Source organism: Pseudoalteromonas rubra (assembly GCF_005887095.1).
Classification (GTDB): domain Bacteria; phylum Pseudomonadota; class Gammaproteobacteria; order Enterobacterales; family Alteromonadaceae; genus Pseudoalteromonas; species Pseudoalteromonas rubra_E.
Genome location: NZ_PNCI01000019.1, coordinates 115504 through 136492, shown reverse-complemented (window position 1 = coordinate 136492; position 20989 = coordinate 115504). Strand labels below are relative to the sequence as shown.

The 20989-nt window shown below is 48.3% G+C and carries 14 protein-coding genes and 1 riboswitch; of the genes, 4 read left to right on the top strand and 10 right to left on the bottom strand.

All coding sequences use genetic code 11. The features are described 5' to 3' along the window. Genes CWB99_RS10030 through CWB99_RS10020 form a run of 3 tightly spaced genes read right to left on the bottom strand, consistent with a single transcriptional unit; the run spans position 1 to position 3351 of the window. Positions 1-1137, bottom strand: a complete 1137-nt coding sequence (locus CWB99_RS10030; protein ID WP_138551283.1) for an ABC transporter permease — start codon at positions 1135-1137, stop codon at positions 1-3. Further along, positions 1134-1868, bottom strand: a complete 735-nt coding sequence (locus CWB99_RS10025) for an ABC transporter ATP-binding protein (protein ID WP_138551284.1) — start codon at positions 1866-1868, stop codon at positions 1134-1136. The genes CWB99_RS10030 and CWB99_RS10025 overlap by 4 nt, the downstream gene beginning before the upstream one ends. A gap of 1 nt (position 1869) precedes the next feature. Next, entirely contained in the window at positions 1870-3351 is a 1482-nt protein-coding gene (locus CWB99_RS10020; RefSeq protein ID WP_138551285.1) for an alpha/beta hydrolase, read from the bottom strand. A gap of 220 nt (positions 3352-3571) precedes the next feature. Between CWB99_RS10020 and CWB99_RS10015 the strand changes: the two genes are divergently transcribed. Next, a complete protein-coding gene (locus tag CWB99_RS10015) occupies positions 3572-3820 on the top strand; it encodes a hypothetical protein (RefSeq protein ID WP_138551286.1) in 249 nt (82 codons plus the stop codon). A gap of 73 nt (positions 3821-3893) precedes the next feature. Here the strand turns inward: CWB99_RS10015 and topA are convergent, their stop codons facing one another. Beyond that, a complete protein-coding gene (topA, locus tag CWB99_RS10010; protein WP_138551287.1) occupies positions 3894-6536 on the bottom strand; it encodes a type I DNA topoisomerase in 2643 nt (880 codons plus the stop codon). 254 nt (positions 6537-6790) lie between these two features. After that, positions 6791-11719 carry an Ig-like domain-containing protein gene (locus CWB99_RS10005; protein ID WP_138551288.1) on the bottom strand — a complete coding sequence of 1643 codons (4929 nt, stop codon included), beginning with the start codon at positions 11717-11719 and terminating at the stop codon, positions 6791-6793. 178 nt (positions 11720-11897) lie between these two features. On the opposite strand from CWB99_RS10005, the gene CWB99_RS10000 reads away from it, so the two are divergent. Continuing rightward, the gene (locus tag CWB99_RS10000; protein ID WP_138551289.1) at positions 11898-13244 is read left to right on the top strand and encodes a dicarboxylate/amino acid:cation symporter; all 1347 of its coding nucleotides are present in this window, start codon (positions 11898-11900) and stop codon (positions 13242-13244) included. A gap of 67 nt (positions 13245-13311) precedes the next feature. Here the strand turns inward: CWB99_RS10000 and CWB99_RS09995 are convergent, their stop codons facing one another. Beyond that, entirely contained in the window at positions 13312-14196 is an 885-nt protein-coding gene (locus tag CWB99_RS09995) for an NAD(P)-dependent oxidoreductase (protein ID WP_138551290.1), read from the bottom strand. A gap of 132 nt (positions 14197-14328) precedes the next feature. On the opposite strand from CWB99_RS09995, the gene CWB99_RS09990 reads away from it, so the two are divergent. Beyond that, positions 14329-14844 (top strand): glutathione peroxidase, encoded by a 516-nt coding sequence (locus CWB99_RS09990; protein ID WP_138546785.1) that lies wholly within the window; start codon positions 14329-14331, stop codon positions 14842-14844. Beyond that, complete coding sequence (locus tag CWB99_RS09985; protein WP_138551291.1) at positions 14810-15787, top strand: 2-hydroxyacid dehydrogenase; 978 nt, start codon at positions 14810-14812, stop codon at positions 15785-15787. The genes CWB99_RS09990 and CWB99_RS09985 overlap by 35 nt, the downstream gene beginning before the upstream one ends. 58 nt (positions 15788-15845) lie before the next feature. Here CWB99_RS09985 and CWB99_RS09980 read toward each other — a convergent pair whose 3' ends face one another. The 4 genes from CWB99_RS09980 to nhaD all read right to left on the bottom strand — a co-directional run bounded on the left by CWB99_RS09980 (position 15846) and on the right by nhaD (position 20945). After that, entirely contained in the window at positions 15846-17171 is a 1326-nt protein-coding gene (locus CWB99_RS09980; protein WP_138546787.1) for a sodium-dependent transporter, read from the bottom strand. A 183-nt stretch (positions 17172-17354) separates the two neighbouring features. After that, the gene (locus CWB99_RS09975) at positions 17355-17885 is read right to left on the bottom strand and encodes a DUF924 family protein (protein ID WP_138551292.1); all 531 of its coding nucleotides are present in this window, start codon (positions 17883-17885) and stop codon (positions 17355-17357) included. 90 nt (positions 17886-17975) lie between these two features. Then, complete coding sequence (gene lysC / locus CWB99_RS09970) at positions 17976-19322, bottom strand: lysine-sensitive aspartokinase 3 (RefSeq protein WP_138551293.1); 1347 nt, start codon at positions 19320-19322, stop codon at positions 17976-17978. A gap of 84 nt (positions 19323-19406) precedes the next feature. Then, a riboswitch (Lysine riboswitch) is annotated at positions 19407-19580 on the bottom strand. A gap of 117 nt (positions 19581-19697) precedes the next feature. After that, positions 19698-20945, bottom strand: coding sequence for a sodium:proton antiporter NhaD (gene nhaD / locus CWB99_RS09965; RefSeq protein WP_138551294.1), 1248 nt, complete (start codon positions 20943-20945; stop codon positions 19698-19700). Positions 20946-20989: the final 44 nt, after the last annotated feature.

Sequence of the window (20989 nt, the reverse complement as noted above, 5' to 3'; positions counted from 1 at the left end):
TTATAAACCAAACACCACTTTTTCACTTTTCAGCATTCTGCTACTAAGGTAAGTAAACAGCGCAAACAATGCCAGTGTAAAAACCGACGCCACGCCCAATGGCGCATATGGCAGCGCATTACCTTTGATAAGTTCAATCATAGCGTATTGCTGCGCAGCAATCGGCAACCACTGGATAGTTTCTGTCGCGATATCGTAACTGGTCATCATGCTCAGACCAACCGGCACCATGAGTACCATAGTGACGTATGACTGTGCCTCTTTAAATGACTTAGCCATGAAGGACACAAAAATCAGCATACTGGCCGACATGAGGGCAATTGGTATTCCGATGATCAAGCTCACCAGAATAAAACGAATATCCAGAGTAATGCTAAAGCCCAGCTGCTCCCAGGCCACCATAGCGTAAGCGAACTTAGACACCACCAGTACCAGAGCTAATCCCAGAATAGAGAAAGTGGCAATCGCGGCGACTTTAGCCAATACAATCTGCATACTGCTTAACGGATGACTCAGCAGCAACGCCAGTGAATTACGTTCCCGCTCGCCCGCGCTGGTGTCTATGCCTAAATTCATTGCGGAGTAAAACACTGCAATAATGATGGACAAAGTCACGATGCCAAGAAACAATCCTCCTTTAGCATCTGGGGTAGCCTGGTCGTGCGTCTGCACGTCCAGTGCGCGCATCAGGCCAGGATCGATACCGCGAGCGACCAGACGCAGTCCCGCAACTTCGCTGTTATATCTCAATAGCGCGGTTTCCAGCCTGCGCACGGATTTGATCAGCTTACTGTCTGACTTATCAGCAACAATCACTACGGTTGCACTACAGCCATGGGCCATATCCTGCTGATAGTCTTCACTTATCTCCAGGCGAATGGGCTTAACATCGTCCGCGTCACTGTGACTAATTTCAGCACTATCCAGATACTGAACCAAATTCGGGGCACGTTCCGCTCCCTTGATGGTAATTTTTAATGCTTCAGGCGACGCCATTTGTTGCAACAAGATTGAGAACAGCAGGCACATTACGATAGGTGCACCAAACGCATAATACAACCCCGCCATCACTGAACGTTTGTCACGATACGCATCTAGCAGTTCTTTTTTGAATAAGATATTGACTTGTCTCATCATGCCGCGATCCCCTCATCACTGCCTATCAGCACGATAAACGCTTCTTCCAGACTTGCCTTACCAGTTTGCTCACAAAGCTGTTCCGGTGTGCCCTGTGCAACCACTTTACCTTTTGCCATCACCACTACATGGTCACACAGTGCTGCAACCTCTTGCATTACATGGCTTGAAAACAGCACACAATGGCCCTGCTCTTTGAGCATCAGCAATAGCTCTCTGAGCACACGGGTACTCATTACGTCCAGCCCGCGAGTCGGTTCATCAAGGATGATGTTGCGCGGCTGATGTACGATTGCCTGAGCCAGTGCTGTTTTCATTCGCTGACCCTGAGAAAAGCCCTGGCAGCGCCTGTCGGCAATGTCTGTCATTTTCAACTGCTCGATAACACGTTGAGTCGCCGCTTTTGCCGCGGTTTTCGTCATGCCACTCAACTGCGCATAAAACTCAATATATTCTCTGGGTGTCAGGCGTTCATAGAGACCGCATGGGTCCGGAAACAAACCCAGCTGTTGTTTTGCAGCCATCGGATCTTCGTGAACCTTTATTCCATCGATCTCAGCGTACCCGTCGTCAGCTTGCAGCAAACCAAACACGGTTCTCAGACAGGTTGTTTTACCTGCCCCGTTTGGACCCAGTAACCCGGTGATATGGCCGTTTTCGGCACTAAAGCTCAAACCATCCATCGCGTCCACTGAGGCGATTTGTTTTTTAAGATTGTGTACTTTGATCATGTTACGGCTCCTGACTTGCCACTGCGGGGCCATTGGGATTCATAAAATAACGTCTGACGGTCGCCTTTTTTAAACAGCTGTCATCCAGTTTGTCGGGGTCACCCTGACTGATGAATTCAGCAACCAGTTTATCGGCACAACTTTGCCCTGCCACGCCATGCGTTGCCTCATCAGCGATCAGATGACGTGCATTAGTCATATTAACCATGGCCAGCTCGGCCCAGCTTGGAGGTGTTGCGGGATCGAGTCCGCCAGACAACAATAAGGTTGGAATGTCCGTACTGAGCGGCTGATAAAAGTCTTTTTTGACCGCGCTGACCTGCCATATCGGACAACTGGCATCGAGTGACTCCATCATCAGACGCCCAAAGTAACTGCTGGCAAAACGCGACCGAGTTTGCGCGGTGAGTGCAGGCCAGTCTTCGCCGCAAACGATTGCACTGTGCATGCCCATCGCCAGCGAGCCAAATGCGGAATCACTGCCCATCAGTCCAACCAAAGGTAAATAATTGCCTTTTACCGCCTCGCTGATGGCCAGCGGCACCAGAGCACGTGTTGTATGGCTATACAGCGCCATACGAATGGCCGAACGTACCTTATTTTGTGTCAACACCAGCGGAATGAGGTTGTGCATTCTGGGATGTGGTACCTGTACCGTCGCTGGTTGCGCTATCAGTGCGTCAAGCAGCGTCCGATACTGTTGCGCCAACTGCGGATACTGGCGGTTACATTCAGCGCTGTCAGCACATTCTGAGAATATCGCCTGTAATGAGTCATCTATGGCTTCGCCTATCGCAATCAGACTTTGCTGCATAGGTACCACGCCATCGAGTGTCGCACTCGCCACAGCCTCTGGGTAGCGACGCATATATTCTTGTGCGATACGCGTACCATAAGACGCCCCAAAGAGGTGAAGCTTTTTATATCCCAGCTCGAGGCGTACCGCTTCAAAATCCTTGACTGCCGCAGCTGTGGTAAAGTGGCTGAGATCAGTATTAAGCTTAGTTTTACACTTCTGGGTTTCTTCACGACTATATTCAAAAATGGGCAGCGCATCGTCATTAAAGGCAAACTGCGCCTCAAGAGGATCCATGTCACACTGAAGCAAACTAGATTTACCGGTACCACGTTGATCAACCAAAATAATATCCCGCTCTTCGCGAGCATAACGCAAGACACGTGCAAAGACGGCCGCAACGTCAATGGCGGATTGTCCCGGTCCGCCAGCGAATGCCAAAATGGCTTCTGTTGGATGGACCTGTTTAATAGCTGGGATCACTGCATAGTGTATGCTGATCTGTTCACTGTTATTTTCCGATAAGGGCTGCTCCACACTGCCGCACAGCAGCTGATCGGCAAGTCCCTTGGCATAGCAAGGAGTCAGGCCAGCTGTGTCGGCATGGCTGACTGTGCCACTGAGCAGGCCAACAGCAATCAGGCTGTGTCTGAGCAGCATGCGGAATCGTCCGCGATTATTTTTCATTGTACCGTCCTTTTCAGTGCCCGGGCGGGTCTTCTATAAGTCAGATGTACTCGAGTATATCATTGTTATGTCGGCAGTTCCCTAATCAAAAACAGCTGATTAATCTTCAAATCACATTCACTTATCTTTAAGAGTGATTTATTTCGTTGTTCTTTTTTTGCGTTTTAGTTTAAAAATTCACTGTGACGAAACGTTACACTAAACACAAAAGGAAACATCAATGAAACTATTTTCAGCCCTGGCGAGCTGCGTTTTAGCCGCTACTTTAACTTCAACCTCAGTTGCTGCAGATGACTCGCAACTACAAAGTGCACCAGCTAGCCTAGTTGCAGAGCTGACACAAATGTGTGTTGAATGGGCTCAGGATGACGAAGTTGCAACCGATGCGCTACGTCAGTACGTTTTGCAGTGTGTTAACGAGGAGCTATCTGCCAGCGGCTACGTGACCGTGACAGAAGTCGACATCTAATACTCAAAGATCAAAAAAGGCCAGTTTTTGCTGGCCTTTTTGTTTTCAATCATAGGGTAATCAAACTGGTTATTTAGGACTTAGCGCTCTTACGCTTTTTCTCTTCCTCAACCCACTTACCGTTTTCGTAGGTCGCTTTCCAGCCTGTGGCTTTTCCTTCGACTTCCGTCATCACATATTGCGATTTGGTTTTACGAGAATACCTTACTACGGCCAGATTACCATCACTATCCTGCTCTGGCGCATCCGCCAGATAATAGAACTTAGGCGAAATGCGATCTCTGAAGCGTTTAAGCTCAGCCACTTTGGGCGCACGCGTTTCCCTGGATTTAGGGAAGGTATGCGCAGCCAGGAAAATACCCGATGCACCGTCACGAAGCACAAAATAAGCTTCTGACTTCTCACACGGGAGTTCAGGTAAGTGCACCGGATCTTCTTTAGGCGGCGCAGGCTCACCGCTTTTCAGCAGCTTACGCGTGTTTTTGCAGGCTTCACTGGTACAGTCAAAGTACTTACCGAAACGGCCTGACTTAAGCTGCATGTCTGCGCCACACTTGTCGCACTCGATGACCGGCCCGTCATAGCCTTTAATCTTGAAGCTGCCTTCCTCAATCACGTAGCCACTACAACCCGGGTTATTACCACAGACGTGTAGCTTACGCTTTTCGTCAATCAGATAAGAATCCATCGCGGTTTCGCACTTAGGACAACGCTTCATCTGTCTCAGGCTTTCGGTTTCTGCGTCTTCTACATCCGCATCAACCGCTTCATCACCCGGGATGAGGTTCATGGTCGTTGTACAGCGCTCTTTTGGCGGTAAGTTGTAACCGGTACAACCCAGGAATACCCCGGTAGAAGCCGTGCGGATCCCCATCTTACGACCACAGGTTGGACAATCGATGTCGGTCTCAACCATGACATTCTGACGCATGCCGCCTTCGGCTTCCTCTTTACCAGCCAGTTCAAGCTGGTTAGAGAAATCGGCGTAGAATTTATCAAGTACCTGAGTCCAAACACGATCACCCTCAGCGATTTCGTCCAGACGATTTTCCATTTTGGCGGTAAAATCAAAGTCCATCAGTTCGTCGAAGTTTTCTATCAACCGGTCGGTGACAATCTCCCCCATTTTCTCAGCATAGAAACGGCGGTTTTCCACTCGCACGTAACCACGATCCTGAATGGTCGAGATAATTGACGCATAAGTAGATGGGCGGCCAATGCCTCGTTTTTCAAGCTCTTTAACCAAGCTCGCCTCACTAAAGCGTGCCGGCGGTTTAGTAAAGTGCTGTTTTGGATCCAGCGCCTGCAACTGCACGCTATCACCTACCGCAACAGCTGGCAGTGCCTGTTCCTCTTCGTTTTTCTTACGTACTGCTGGCTGCACACGTGTCCAACCGTCAAAACGCAACACTCGACCGCGTGCTTTAAGCGTGTAATCGCCCGCCCCTACAGTAATATTGGTCAGGTCGTATTCTGCTGGTGTCATCTGACAAGCGACAAACTGGCGCCAGATAAGCTCATAGAGCTTCTTGGCATCGGCATCAACGCCTTCAACATGTCCGGAAAGGATTTTAACATCAGAAGGACGGATCGCCTCGTGCGCTTCCTGAGCATTGTCCTTAGCACTGTATTTAATTGGCGCGCCAGGTAAATACTTGTCGCCAAAGTTATCCAGAATATACCCACGGGCCATTTCAACCGCATCATTAGACAGGTTGGTTGAGTCTGTACGCATATAGGTAATGTAACCCGCTTCGTACAAACGTTGTGCCAGCATCATGGTCTTTTTCACCCCGTAGCCCAGACGGGTGCTTGCCGCCTGCTGCATGGTTGAGGTAATAAAAGGTGCACTGGGACGGCTCTTACTGGGTTTCTCTTCAACCTTAACAACCTGATACTGTGCTTTTTGCAGCTCAGCAACGGCTTTATTAGCTTGCGTTTCGTTCAGTGGTTTAAAAGCTTCACCCTGATACTTGGTCACGGCAAAGCGGACGTCTTGTTCCGCTAACGCTGTGTCCGCATGAATATCCCAAAACTCTTCCGGAATAAACGCTTTAATTTCACGCTCACGTTCTACCAGTAAGCGAACGGCCACAGACTGAACACGACCGGCTGATAATCCGCGCGCGACTTTTTGCCACAACAAAGGAGATACCATAAAACCCACAACGCGGTCGAGGAAGCGCCTAGCCTGCTGCGCATAAACCATGTCAGTGTTTAGCTGCCCTGGTGCCTCAAACGCCTGTGTGATGGCATTTTTGGTGATTTCGTTAAATACAACACGTTTATATTTGCTTGCATCAGCACCGATCACTTCTTCAAGGTGCCACGCGATTGCCTCTCCCTCTCTATCCAAATCGGTTGCGAGATAGATGGTGTCTGCATTTTCTGCGAGCTTAGCCAGTTCTTGTACGACTTTTTCTTTGCCAGGTAGCACTTCATAGTGCGGCTCCCAGCCTTTTTCCGGGTCTATTCCCATCCGGGCAACCAGGTTCGCGTAATCTTTCTTCTTTCTATATTCAGCCTTTTCCTCTGGCGACATCTTTCTCACTTCAGCGGGAGATTTTGTTGCCAGGCCTTTAGTTTTACCTGCGCCTGAGGTTGGAAGATCACGGATATGACCAACACTGGATTTCACAATGTAGTCTTTACCCAGGTACTTATTGATAGTTTTTGCCTTTGCGGGAGACTCTACGATTACTAGCGATTTGCCCATAGCTGCCTATTTGACTTCTGTCTGGTTGTTGCCCTTCATTGGGCGCGATTAAATATAGGTATATCCACAAATACCTATTGTTACAAGCTTTTCGTTCGATCTTTTCGCCAAGCAGTGATTTTATGAACAATTGTTGTTGCTAATTTACCCAGGCGTATAGATTGCTTGATGGAAAGGGCGAATATAGCGGATATGAAAGGAATTTCAAGGGCTAAAGAAAAAGGGCCAATAATTTGGCCCTTGTTTTGACGTTGTTAGCCAGCGTCTATAATGCTCAACGTTCTGGTATGAACTGTAGATTCACCATCATCACTGGCTGATGGAATAGTAAAGGTGACAGTCATATTTCCGACGGTTCTGCTGTTAGATGCTGCCTCTCTGGAAATCGAAACGACCGCCTCTAGCGTACCACTTGCAGTTGAGTCGGTAATAGTGCCTGTCAGGCTACCCACACCGACTTCACCATTGTTTGTTGTAATGGTGATAGTGGTGCCAGCCGGTAACGTGTTGCCGTTAATATCCGAATAGAAAATATGTACGGGAATAAAAGTGGTTGCACCAACGTTAGCATGAGTAAGGTCTATTTGTTCGATATCACAGTAATCAGCACTATTCGAATCTTCGAGAGACGCCAACCCAATAAGCAAAGCCTCAGATGTCCCATCACAACTGACGGGGTTAGCAACCGGATCCGTTGCGTAGGCGGGATTCATATATGTCTTGGGAACCGCAAATCTGACATAAGGTATGTTACCCGACAAGACAATTTCAAACGTCTTACGTACTTCTATTAAGTCTCTTGTACAATACGGACCACCATCAGCGTTCATCGCCTCTTCAGAGCATAACAGGCCGTTATAAATACCATCAGCTTTGTCATATACGCCGTTGTTGTTGATATCACTAAAGGTTTCGAAATGCCCGCCAGTGCTGTTACCGGGTTCACAATCTTGAGAAGGCAGGTCACAGCTCACCGGTTGGCAGTTCTCCCCATTTTCGTCACAGTTTCTGAACTTGCCGTCTTCATTATTATCAATAAAGGCTTCTGGCAAATCGAATGCGGTATAGAATTCCCCCTGATCGAATCGACCATTTCTTCTTTCTATTCCATCTGAACTGGGTTTATCAACAAAGCTCTCCTGGCCCTTGGCAGTAACGAGAATAGATACTCTACCCCCTCGCACTATCGGATTGCCATCTAAGTTGTTCGCGGGGTACCCGCCAATACATGGTGCAGTCTGTCCAAAATATGTATCACAAACCCTATCGAGGGTATTCCCCCATTTTCCGTCACTAAACGGAATATCTCCCTGGCGTCTCCATTGAACAACACACAAACCGTCAACAGCCTGACATTCATAGGTGCTACTTGCTGGTCCGCCAATGGCACCAACTACACCCGCTTCTGCGAGCACATTGGCAACGATATTATCACCCGACAACTGATTGAACTGGTCACCAAAATACACATTGATATCCGTTGTTACACCGATGTTGTCCAATGCATTAAGATTATTTTTAGTCGGTGCGGCATCGAAACTGTTTTGATCAGGCACACCTGATGACAAGACAACGCCAGAAGACACCGCATTGATTTGGTCTGCAATTGGGATAAGGGTTAATGTTTCATCTTTGACACAGCCATACTTTCCTTCGTCGAGCTCAGATTCAGAGAGAGAGGCACAAAGATCGATTTGCGACTGCCAGCACGTTACATTTTGTCCGTCCGGCAAGTCTTTATACAGCTCATCTTTGACATAGCAGGCTTCAACGACCAGAGCCCCCGGCACTATCCCTGATGTGATAGTAGTTTGCGCAACCCCTTCATTATCAGTGCTGCTACTATAGTTTACGAGCAAAGCTTCACCGGATTGATCTGAGACCTTAAAGTCCATCCGTTTTTGCTTTAATGGCAAACTATCTGTATCTGTCAGCTTAAATTTTAGTACAGAAGTTGTTGGTACTCCCCCGATACCAGGAGGTAGACCAATAAACGCATTTGATGCGGAAACAAAAGCAATAGCCTGCGCTTCAGCTTCCAAGACTCTGAATTGAACGGACTCAGGTTGATTTACGCCACCACCAGATGTGATCGTCGCCACCACAGTGTCAAGACCATTACAACCATTTGCCCTGAACGTTGAACTGGCAACGCCATTGATAGATCTCACCTGTGCATCAATTGTTGCTGTGCCTTCATCAGCACAGGTCGAACTAAATTCTACATCAACAGGCAACGTATACGGGTTTTGCTTTGCTTCATCCGAATAAACATTGGCGGTAATGACCATAGAGCCACCGGATTTAAGTGCCGTGGCTTCATCAGTACCATGCGGCGCAGATAAGTCTAAATACAGACTCTGCAGACCAATAGAGAAGTTACGGGAGCCGGTTTCTCCGCTATACGACGCAGTAATGGTGCCAGCACCACTACCATTGCCCGGTTGAAACTTAAGTAATGCAACACCTTGGCTATCAGTTAATACCCTGCCAGAAGAAGGTAACACCTGGCCTACGCTGGTTGTGATATCTACGATCGCATTAGCAATGTTTTTCGAAGTATCCTGACGCTCAGTGATACTGACATAAATATCGGGAATTTCCGTCGACTCAAGGTTAGTAATGATATTACAACCTGTTGACGGTTCAGACGGGTTCAACTTCGCCGTTTCTCTGTCTTCATCCCAATTTGAATTACAGCCAGTCAGCAATCTGACTTGAATGTTGTAATCCCCTTCATTTTGATTACTCGCACCGGCAGAGTTAAAATATTTCGGCTCATCGCTTGTATATGTGACCCCATTTAATTCATAGGCAACATTTATACGCCCCAAACCAGATGTTACGGTAGGCAATACCGTGATTTCTGCAACACCATTTGCGTTAGTCTGAACTAAGCCGCTGGCTGGGTTCAGGGTTGCTAAGCTATCCGTCGTGAATAACACAGGCTTGTTAGCCAGAGGCACACCATTTTGAGTCAGTGTCACAATTGCAATACCTGTTGTTTGGTCGTTAAGCGGCGTACTTGCATCAATATTCTGATCACGATCAGATGAGTTAACGAGAGAAATATCAGACAGCTTGATACCACCATCACCGGCACTAATAAAGTTAAGGCGACTAGACACAACCACGGCATCGTTTTCAATAAATGACACGGTTACTGACCCCGCGCCAGACGTAGAGTTATCAACAAGTCTGATACTCGTGTTACCGGTATTATCTGTAAGTGTCGAGTAAGTTTTTACTATATCACCTGAGAATGGGTCTTCCAGGTCAGCATACTGATCAACGGTAAACTGGATGCGCGCATTTTCTTCTGCATCACTGTCTAGTGTTAGGTTAACCGACAGCGTCAGAGGTGAGGCAGCGGACACTGAATTTGACGCGCCTTGTGCATTCGAACTTGAAACAAGCAGTTTGTAACCACTTTCGCCAAAATCTTCGTCACCGTCAGAGTAGTATCTCGCCACTTCTGTCACAGCGGCACCACCACTACCGTAGGAGGCAGAAACCTGATCCCACCCGATGATTTTATTTGGAATAAGCGTAACAACGGCCTCGCCATTGCCATCAGTGATCGTCACACCATCAGAAGGGGAAGTAACCGCCTTAGTCCCTCCGGAAATGGTCACCAACTCGTTTTCAATTGCTTTACCGTCTCTAGTTAAAGTTGCGACCACTCGTGTGACCGTACCTGGCTTAAGAGGATTTTCCTGGTTAATGGCATTGTCCTCATCGTCGACGACGCTGACTAAAAGCTGTATTCCTTCACCCGCTACAATGCCCTGAGAGTAATACCTGCCTGTTGCTAACGCTCGCCCGGCGTAAGATACATCAAACTCTTCCCAACCTTTGGAGTTATTCACAATGAGTTTAAAAATCGCATCACCGTCGTCATTAGTAAGTGCAGCTTCGTCATCAATCACTGATCTTACTAACTCTCCCACAGTAACCAGCTCATTTGCGACAGGCACGCCATCTCGTGTGAGGTTCACTTCTACTTTTCCCTCCCTTTCCGTAAGTAGGGGATTTTCTTTGGTGATTGCATTTCCTGCAGAGTCAACCACGGAGACCGTCATTTGCAGACCACCATCTCCCGCTCCAACGTAGCTGGCAACGGTTCTGGCTGCTTCATCACCGGACACTGAGTAAGTTGCCGTAAACGCATCAAGTTGTTGATCAACCGTCGCTGTTTCTGTCGCGAAAATTTGAATTTCTGCCTGACCATTCGCATCTGTTCTGACTGACTCGGTTGGCTTTGCAAAGCGCGCGCTGGCTTCAACAGAAACCGCGATTTCAGCGTTTGCAACGGGCTGTTCATTCAAAGTGAGCTGAATTTGTGCCGTCAACGGATTAGCCAGTGACAAGTCACTGGAAGCTTGCTCAGCGGCGTTAACCAATTGCACGCGCAGGTCGTAAACCTCTTTATCGTAAAAGGGGTTACCTGCTGACTCGAATCCGATACGGGCGTTGATGTCTTCGTTATAGGTAACCTGAACATAGCCTGCTCCCACTTTGTCCGTTGCCTGGACAAGTAAACGTGCCGCACCATTGGCGTCAGTCTGTACATTTGAGTTGCCATTCGTAACAAGTAGATCTTCGCTGTCGGCCTCTTTAGAAAACTCAAGTACCTGTCCATTCAATGGCGTGCCATTGTCGGTTAGGACTGCGGTGACTGTCGCAATCTCTGTACCGCTAATTGGATTAGTCGCATTGATCGGCTGACCATCTGAGCCGGTAATCGTCATCGCGATTTGAATACCACCATCACCAGTCGCGGCATAAGGTACTGAACCACTCACGGTATTTTCACCCACGTCCGCAGTGGCTGAAATGGTACCCGCCCCGCCTAACCGATTGGCGATAATCGTCACTTTCGCTTCACCATTGCTGTCGGTCAGTTGTGAACTCACAGAGGCGAAGTCAGAAAACTCGTCATTAGTAAATTTAACCAGATTATTGGCAACGGGTGCACCATCATTGGTGAGTTTTGCTGTGATTGTGATGGGGTTACTGATACTGAGGCTTCCGCCACTTGCTGAACTTGTACTCAGTACCAGTTCATAATCTGTATTTGTACCGCCACCTCCCGAGGTGTCTTTTTCAATCGAACCACCGCCACCACAGGCGATCATCAGCAAACTGAGCAAAGTAATACTAAACCAGCGCATCAGAGACATTTTCGATTCTCCCTAGCAATCTAATAATTTTGAGTTATTTTCACCATGTTAACCCAATTGTGGATGTAAAATCACAAATTTTTAGCGGCTGTCATCGATTTTTTCTGTTCATATTCAACTATCCTGTTAGGCTATAGCGATTTTGTAAAATGTAAGTGTTAGGACGATGTCAAAGGCTATGTCACAAAACAAAAAAATGAGCCTAACTACCCGTATCATGCTGGGCATGATTTTGGGTGTTATTCTGGGTCTGTTGATACAAACCATTCTGGGCGATAAGCCCGAAGTTGCAATTCCTCTGGGCCTGTTCGATTTGCCAATCAAAGGCTTTTTCGTAGACGGACTGTTCCACATCGGTGGGCAGATTTTTATCGCCAGTTTGAAAATGCTAGTTGTTCCTTTGGTCTTTATTTCTCTGGTGGTCGGTACCTGTAGCCTGAGCGATCCTAAGAAGCTGGGTCGTCTGGGTGGTAAGTCCATTTTGCTTTACCTCTCTACCACTGCCATCGCAATTACTGTGGCTATTTCTCTTGCCCTGCTGGTTAGCCCGGGTGGAGGCGTCGCAATTCCGACTACGGCGACCTTCGATGCACAGCAAGCACCAACGCTGGCACAGGTCATTATTAGCATGTTCCCGACCAACCCTATCAATGCAATGGCCAGCGGTAAGATGCTCCAGGTGATTGTATTTGCTCTGCTGTTTGGTATTGCCATGGCGTTGAGTGGCGATGCGGGTAAACGTTGCGCCAAAGTGTTTGAAGATTTGAATACTGTGGTACTCAAGCTGGTTACCTTGCTGATGAACCTGGCCCCTTACGGTGTATTCTGTCTGATGGCCAAGTTGTTCACCACCATTGAAATGGACCTGATTGTAGAACTTGGTAAGTACTTCCTGGTGGTGGTTGCTGCCTTGCTGATCCACGCCTTTGTTAACTACAGTATTTTGCTCAAAGTGCTGACCGGTCTGAGTCCGCTTACTTTCCTGGCCAAGATGAAAGATGCGTGTATGTTTGCATTCAGTACCTCAAGTTCAAGTGCCACTATGCCAGTAACGTTAGAAACCGCGACGAAAAAACTTGGTGCACATAACTCTGTGGCCTCTTTCACAGTCCCACTGGGCGCAACCATCAACATGGATGGCACCGCTATTATGCAGGGTGTGGCAACCGTGTTTATTGCACAAGTATTCGCTGTTGATCTAACTCTGAGCGACTATCTGATGGTTATTCTGACTGCCACACTTGCCTCGGTTGGTACCGCGGGCGTGCCTGGCGTAGGTCTGATTATGTTAGCCATGGTTCTGAACCAGGTTGGCCTGCCAGTAGAAGGGATTGCCATCATTATGGGCGTAGACCGACTGCTGGATATGACTCGTACCGCGGTGAATGTGACCGGCGACTGTATGGTCACCTGTGTGGTCGCTAAATCCGAAGGAGAGCTGGATATCAAAGTGTTTAACGACGCCGATGCCGCCAAAGATCTGGAAGAAAACATGGATTTGGAAAAGCTGTCTAAAAAAGCTTAACTGAACACATAAACAAAAAAGGCAGGTCGTCTGAGCGCCCTGCCTTTTTTAATGTCCAATAAACAAACTATTTTTTATCGTGAATTGCATCCAGGCGAGTCAACAAACTGGAAGTATCGAAGCGACCGCCCCCCAGCGCCTGTACATCCGCATAATACTGATCAACCATAGCGGTCAGTGACAGTGATGCACCATTGCTGCGCGCTTCGTCCAGTGCAATACCTAAATCCTTACGCATCCAGTCGACGGCAAAACCAAAATCATACTCGCCAGCAAGCATGGTTTTATAGCGGTTTTCCATCTGCCATGACCCCGCTGCCCCCTTGGCAATGGTCTCTACCACTTTTTCACCATCCAGTCCTGCCTGTTTGGCAAAGTGCAGCCCTTCAGCCAGCCCCTGCACCACACCAGCAATACAGATTTGATTGACCATTTTACACAGCTGGCCAGAACCCACCTCACCCAATAACTGGCTAAAACGGCTAAATGCCGCCATGACAGGCTGCACGCGCGCAAAGACTTCTGGCTCACCACCCACCATGACCGTCAGTACGCCATTTTCTGCCCCGGCCTGACCACCTGATACAGGCGCATCCAGGAACGCCACGTTTTGAGCAGCAGCACGCTCGGCAACCTCACGCGCTACTTTTGCAGACGTGGTCGTATGGTCAATCAATACTGTATTTTCAGCCATCCCCGCCAAAACGCCCTCTTCACCGTACACCACAGATCTGAGATCGTCGTCATTACCTACACACATGAAAACCAATTCAGCACCAGCTACGGCCTCCTTAGGTGTCGGGGCATATGTTCCCTGATAATGCTCGGCCCAGCGCTGTGCTTTAGCGGTCGTGCGGTTGTATACAGTGACCTGATGACCGGCCTGCTGTAAGTGACCGGCCATGGGGTATCCCATCACCCCCAATCCGATGAATGCGACTTTGACTGACATAAATTTGTCCTATTTGGCTGTTAAGCTAGAAAGATGGAGTTGTTATACCTGAGCCATCTAAGCATGGCAAATGAAAAATACCAGCTATGAATCAATTGATTAAAAAGAAAAAACATCAAGGAGCCTGACAGGATGGAGAACATATATCGTTTCAGCGTGAAACTACTGAATGGCGAGACGCTGACACTCAGGTCCTTGCAAGGCAGACCCGTATTGATTGTCAATATCGCCAGCAAGTGTAGCTTTGCCCCTCAACTCAGTGCGCTGGAAAAGCTCTATAAAAAGTACCATCCGATGGGACTCGAAATCATTGCTTTTCCCTGTCATCAATTTGGCCGCAATGAACCGCTTGAAAACGAAATGCTCAGAGAGTTTTACCAGTCGCATTTTAATCTCAGTTTTCATATTTCAGAGAAAGTCCTGGTCAATGGCCCAGATGCCCATCCACTCTTTAATTACCTCAAGGTAAACACCCGAGGAATAGCGCAAAACCGCGCGATTAAATGGAATTTTACTAAGTTTTTAGTAAACTCAGAGGGCGTGTTGTTGTCCCGCTATGCACCCAGGACAAAACCCGAAACCTTAAAATCGATAATAGAGAGTCAAGTGTCCAATGAGAGTCGCCCTATTCAGTTCGCAAAAGTATGAGCTGCCATTTTTTGAGCATGCACTGAACCAGTTTCCTGATATTGAGTTTGAGTTTTTTGAGCAAGCACTGAACGATAAAACCGTTGCACTGGCGCAAGGGTTTGATGCCATTTGTGTGTTTGTGAACGATCAGGTTGATGCCAATGTGCTGGCCGAACTGGCTGAGCTGGGCGTTCAGAGTATCGCACTGCGCTGCGCTGGCTTTAACAATGTCGATATCGAAGCGGCTCACGCCTTGGGCATTAAAGTCGTACGTGTGCCAGCCTACAGCCCTGAAGCCGTGGCCGAGCATTGTATTGCCCTGATGCTGACACTGAGCCGTAAAACCCATAAAGCCTACAACCGGGTCCGCGAAGATAACTTTGATCTCAACGGTTTGCTGGGTTTTAACCTGCACAATAAGACTGTCGGTATCATTGGCTGCGGGAAAATAGGCCAGGCACTGGTTGCTATTCTCAATGGCTTTGGCGCCCACGTGCTGGTTTACGATCCAAATATCGGAGAAGGCTCTTATACTCAGGTTTCTCTGGATATGCTGCTTGAGCAAAGTGACATTGTCACCTTGCACTGCCCACTGACAGAGGCCACGCATCACATGATTGACGACGCGGCATTTGACAAAATGAAACAGGGCGTGATGCTGATCAACACCAGCCGCGGTGCGCTGGTAGACAGCAAGGCCTGTATTCGCGCCTTGAAATCCAGAAAGCTCGGCTACCTTGGCCTGGACGTGTATGAACAGGAGTCTGAACTGTTCTTTAAAAACCGCAGCGATGAAGTCATTCAGGACGATGTTTTTATGCGCCTGGCAAGCTTCCAGAATGTACTTATCACAGGGCATCAAGGCTTTTTCACCAAAGAAGCCTTAACCGAGATTGCCCACACCACAGTGACTAACCTCAACGCCATTCGCACGGGACAAGCGCTGGAAAATCAGGTTTGATTTACATCTACAAAAAAGCCTGGCATCGCCAGGCTTTTTTGTATTCAAACAACTGCTGTTACTTAAAGAAAGCCACATTAGCAAAAACGGCTGTCATCAGCACCGGACAAACAAAGCGTACATACTGGGCAAACCAGTACATCTTGCCACTGCATTCCAGTGCCAGCTGGTTACCACGACGCCATACCCAGCCTACAGTGATAAAGTAGAACAAGCCCATCAGTGGTAACTGATAATGGGTTAAAATCTGGATCACCAGGCCAAACAGCCAGTCGAAATTAAGAATAATAGCGCCTGAGCTTATCAACAGTACAAAGGTCACCAGCCAGGTTGCCTGGCCACGCTTAAAGCCATGATTTTCAACCAAGAATGACACCGGGATTTCGGTGGATGAAATCGTAGATGTCAGTGAGGCTATCGACATCAGCACAAAGAACGTCAGTCCGACGAACAAACCTATCTCGCCCATGGTTGCAAACAACTCAGGCAAAATGGCAAAGATAAGCCTGCCCTCACCGACCAGTTTGCCATTTTGGAACACTTCCACACCGTTATTCTGGGCAATAAACAAAGCTGGAATGATCAAAAGCCCTGCCAGGAAAGCAACACCAGTATCCAACATCGCAACGCTAAAGGTCAGTTTTGGTAGGTTCTCATTTGGTCTCAGGTAAGAGCCATAAATCATCATACAGCCAACCCCCAGAGACAATGAGAAAAACGCCTGACCCATGGCAGCAATGATCAATTCAGGATCGCCAATCTTGCTAAAATCAGGCACAAGGTACGCTTTAAACCCGGCAGCAGCACCTTCTAACGTACCCATATACGCAATCAGCGCCACCAACAGCATAAGTAGCACTGGCATAAGTCGACGTGACCAGGTTTCAATTCCCGACTTCACCCCCTGTAAAATAATGCCGGCCGTCAGCAACAGCATCAGTGGGGTAAAGATAAAATTCCGTAAGGTCGAATCACCGGACAGAAAAGCACTGGCTTCATCCCAGCCAACTAAACGTGCAAGCGGCTCGAGCGAATGTGCCAACATCCAGCCGGCTACAATAGAATAGAAACTGAGCATCACAATGGCACCGGCAAGGCCGATGTAACCCGCAGATGCGCCAATTTTAGGCTGCTTTTCCTGCCAGGCTTGTTTCAATGCTTTAACCGGGTTGGCTTGTGCCTGATGGCCCAAATACAACTCGGTGTACAAAGCCGGTAATGCCAGTAAGAAAATAACGATAAAATAGACCAGCAGAAACGCCCCACCACCGTGGTTCGCTGCCTGAGTGGGAAACCCCCAAATATTACCAAGTCCGACTGCCGCACCGGCTGCCGCTAACACAAAGCCCAGACGGCTTTGAAAACCTTCACGCACTTGAGCCATAATCGAATGCCAAGTTAATTATTGTTGTAGACTGGCGATTATACGCACTTGTAAACAAATTGCGAGTGTCAGTTAGAGCAAATCGGAACAGCCAGAAATGGCGCGCATTTGCGCGCTCAAATCAGGACGGTATTGTGCTTACAGACATGGTGTAGCAAACCCATAAACACCTCAGAACCTGGCTTAAAAACTCGAACCGGGCGTTTGCAAAAAAGCCAATTCTTCGAGGCTCGACTCCCTGCCTAAAATGGCGTTGCGATGGGGGTAACGGCCAAACTGTTCAATGATTTTTTTGTGCGCCAGCTCAAACTCGTAATTCGGTAATGACTTAAGCAAGGCATCTGCCTGCTGATGTACTTTAAGGCTCTCACTGTGCATGAAAGGTAAATACATAAAGGTGCACTGGGTTTTCTCCAGCTGTTGATCAAAGCCCTTTTCAATGGCATGTTGTGCCAGGCACAGTGCCAGCGGGTCGCTGGCAAAGGCAGCGGGTGTATCACGGAACATATTGCGGGAAAACTGATCCAGTACAATGATCTCGCACAGCGCCCCGACCGCCGTTTTGCGCCACTCGGTCAGCTCCCCGGCCATGGCCTGCTGGTGTAACTGTGCAAATCTGGCTGTAATTTTGTTATCAAACTGGGTCGATTTTTGCCACCAGTCCTGCTCCTGACATTCAACAAACCAGAACTGATAAATTTCCTGATATTCCATGGACACACCTGTGAGTAAGTAATTTTGGTCTCAGAGCGAGTATTACCCGTTCCTGATAATGTGTCCAGTCAGACTTGGCATACGCCAGGTTTATGCGGCTTCAAGCAAACGGCTATGGATAGCCTGAACCACGGCGTCCGATTCGCTTTGCTCAACCAGGAAGCACAGGTTATGGCGACTCGCCCCATGGCAGATCAAGCGAATATTAAAATCAGCCAGTACCTGCATCAGGCTCGCTTCACCATGGCGCAACTGAATTTCAGAGCCAATCATGGCCACCAGGGTCAGGTTGTTCTCTACACTGACCTGACAAAACTCACCCAGCTCGTCCAGACAAGCCTGCGCCAGCTCCGGGCGCGTGGCGTTAGGAGCATTGTCAAGCGTCAACGCAACGCTAATCTCCGAGGTAGTAACCAGGTCAACCGAGATATTGTGTGCACTTAAAATAGTGAAGATGCGTGCCAGAAAACCGCTGGCTAACAACATTTCGGGGCTTTTCAGGGTCAGCAAGATTTGGTTCTTGCGCTGTGTGACCGCGCGAATACCCGGCTCAGAGCGGTTGTTCTTTTCAATCCAGGTGCCACCGGCATGGGGATCTCTGCTCGAGCCAACAAACACCGAAATGCCACTGCGACTGGCCGGCAAGATGGTGGCCGGGTGCAATACTTTGGCGCCAAAGGTGGCCATTTCGGCAGCCTCATCAAAACTCAGCCGAGCAATCGGCCGTGCTTTATGGCAAAGACGCGGGTCGGTGCTGAAGATACCCACAACATCCGTCCAAATATGTACGCTATGTGCCGCAATGGCCTCTGCCAGTAGCGCTGCACTGTAATCTGAACCGCCCCGCCCTAATGTGGTGGTTTGGCCCTGGTTGTCACTACCTATGAAGCCCTGAGTCACGACTACCTGCTGTGAAAGCTGCGGTGTCAGGTGGGCCATGGCTGCGTCGCGTGTTGCAGCCACATCGGGTACGGCTTTCCCAAACTGACGATCAGTTTTGAGCACCTGGCGTACGTCAAAGCGGCTGCTGGTAACGCCTAAATCTCTGAGAACCTGAGTGAACAAATAGGAAGAAAACCGCTCTCCAAAGCTCAACATTTCGTCACATTGCTGTGCATCCAGTGCGGGCAATTGAGCCAACGCATAAAAAGCCTCTTTTGTGTCGTTAAAGCCCGCTTCCAGGTCTGTATCGAGTGTCAGGCATGCCAGAATGTCCTGCTGGATCTCCATCACAGACTGAAACAGCGCCTCGCGCTCAGCCGCATCGACTTTTTGTTGTGTCAGAGTCACCAGGTGATTAGTTACACCGGCACTGGCACTGACGACGACCACACGAACATCGGGGTTGTCATGGATAATTGCGGCGCATCGCTGCATGGCTTCGAAGTTTGCAACACTGGTGCCGCCAAATTTAGCAACGACATACTGGGAATTCATTTTATCTCCTTGGGATCACACGCGGCGATCAACATCAATAAGGAGAACTTGGCAATAGGATGGACTAACCATAAAGAAATGACCTCTGCCAGAAGCTCTCCACCTGAAAACGGTGACAGTCCCGAGGATTCAACCTCCAGGACCGAAAAATCATGCCGACGTAGCATGGTTTTCCTCGGCGAGTACCTCCCTCACTGATGGTCACGGGTTATCGTCACCTCACATCAGCTACCTAAGCATCGCGCCTCTTCTGTTTATTTTGCCGGAATTTAACTGAATCCCGGCAAAATAAAAGCCCGCATTTTGAGCGGGCTTGAAAAAGGTATCTTTTAGACGTCTAGGTGTCAAGTACTAAATTGACCCTGTCATTAAAGATTAAATAAATTGCCCCATAAAGAAAGCACCGGCATAACCTGCCGTATAGGCAATTAACAAATACAGGCTCATTCTTAAGTAACTCGTAAAGGTTAGAGCCTTTACTTTACTCATTGCTATGATCCCTGCCGCCGAGCCGATGATCAACATAGAGCCGCCCACACCCGTTGCATAAGTAAAGGTTAGCCATTGCTGCGGGCTCATAACGATGTCTGCTTTGAGCAAAGCGGCTGTCAGTGGCACGTTATCAACCGCGGCACTCATCAGGCCGACAAGATAGCTGGCGTACTGAGGGTCAATGAATTCATACAATTGAGTAAACATATTCAGGACACCCACCTCTTTTAGCGCCCCAACCAGCAAGAGTACACCCACAAAGAACAGCAAGGTGTCGTACTCAATTTCACGAATATAATCGATGATCTTTTTATTGACGTCTTTCTTGCGCATCAAAAACTGCGCCATCAAAAACATCACCGACAGACCACAGAGGAAAGTCAGCATAGGAGGAACCTGATATTGCACGCTCAGATACAGCGTGGTGAGTACGGTCGTCATAAAGATCACCGCAATCGTGATGTCTGTTTTTTCGATCCGGCGCAGCGCTTGCTTTTCAAATACCAGCTGGTCTTTCATACCCATTGACAACAGCGTCGCAAGCAAGAGTACGCTGACAATTGAAGGGGCTACCAGCAATAGTAAGTCCGGAATGGTCACCTTACCAGCCAGGAAAATCATCAGTGTGGTCACATCACCGGTGATCAAAGACACGCCGCCCGAGTTAACACTAAAGATGATCAATGTGGCATACTTGATAAGCTTCTTCGGATCGAGTTTCAGCGACATCACCACCGCCAGCGAGATAAGCGTTGCGGTAATATTGTCAGAAATCGAAGAAAACAAGAAAGCAAAGCCACCTACCAGGAACATCATTTTGCGTTCACTGATCTGGGTTGGCATTACCCGATGGACGATGTTTTGAATAAAACCTTTAGAGTTCAGATAGGCAACAAAGGTCATCGCAGCCATCAGGAATAACCACAAGGTGGCGATTTCAAGAATGTTGTGGTCGAGCTGATGTTGTATAGTTTCTGAGCTTTCGCCATGAAGTGGGGAGATAAATAGGATAATCCAACATAAAGTGCCAAAAAAAAGGGTCGTTTTGGCCTTGTTTACATGGATAATATCCTCTATAACGATAAGCACAAAAGCGACCGCTATCAGGGTTAGGATAATGGGCGTGACCATATGCGTAAACAACCTGTAATCAAAAGTAAAAATTGTGAAGGGTA

Excerpts from the sequence above, each read along its gene's own strand:
- CWB99_RS10025 (WP_138551284.1), bottom strand. The coding sequence starts at position 1,868 with ATGATCAAAGTACACAATCTTAAAAAACAAATCGCCTCAGTGGACGCG.
- nhaD (WP_138551294.1), bottom strand. The coding sequence starts at position 20,945 with ATGGTCACGCCCATTATCCTAACCCTGATAGCGGTCGCTTTTGTGCTT.
- CWB99_RS10015 (WP_138551286.1), top strand. The coding sequence starts at position 3,572 with ATGAAACTATTTTCAGCCCTGGCGAGCTGCGTTTTAGCCGCTACTTTA.
- CWB99_RS09980 (WP_138546787.1), bottom strand. The coding sequence starts at position 17,171 with ATGGCTCAAGTGCGTGAAGGTTTTCAAAGCCGTCTGGGCTTTGTGTTA.
- topA (WP_138551287.1), bottom strand. The coding sequence starts at position 6,536 with ATGGGCAAATCGCTAGTAATCGTAGAGTCTCCCGCAAAGGCAAAAACT.
- CWB99_RS10000 (WP_138551289.1), top strand. The coding sequence starts at position 11,898 with ATGTCACAAAACAAAAAAATGAGCCTAACTACCCGTATCATGCTGGGC.
- CWB99_RS09990 (WP_138546785.1), top strand. The coding sequence starts at position 14,329 with ATGGAGAACATATATCGTTTCAGCGTGAAACTACTGAATGGCGAGACG.
- CWB99_RS09975 (WP_138551292.1), bottom strand. The coding sequence starts at position 17,885 with ATGGAATATCAGGAAATTTATCAGTTCTGGTTTGTTGAATGTCAGGAG.
- lysC (WP_138551293.1), bottom strand. The coding sequence starts at position 19,322 with ATGAATTCCCAGTATGTCGTTGCTAAATTTGGCGGCACCAGTGTTGCA.
- CWB99_RS10020 (WP_138551285.1), bottom strand. The coding sequence starts at position 3,351 with ATGAAAAATAATCGCGGACGATTCCGCATGCTGCTCAGACACAGCCTG.
- CWB99_RS09985 (WP_138551291.1), top strand. The coding sequence starts at position 14,810 with ATGAGAGTCGCCCTATTCAGTTCGCAAAAGTATGAGCTGCCATTTTTT.
- CWB99_RS10030 (WP_138551283.1), bottom strand. The coding sequence starts at position 1,137 with ATGATGAGACAAGTCAATATCTTATTCAAAAAAGAACTGCTAGATGCG.
- CWB99_RS10005 (WP_138551288.1), bottom strand. The coding sequence starts at position 11,719 with ATGTCTCTGATGCGCTGGTTTAGTATTACTTTGCTCAGTTTGCTGATG.
- CWB99_RS09995 (WP_138551290.1), bottom strand. The coding sequence starts at position 14,196 with ATGTCAGTCAAAGTCGCATTCATCGGATTGGGGGTGATGGGATACCCC.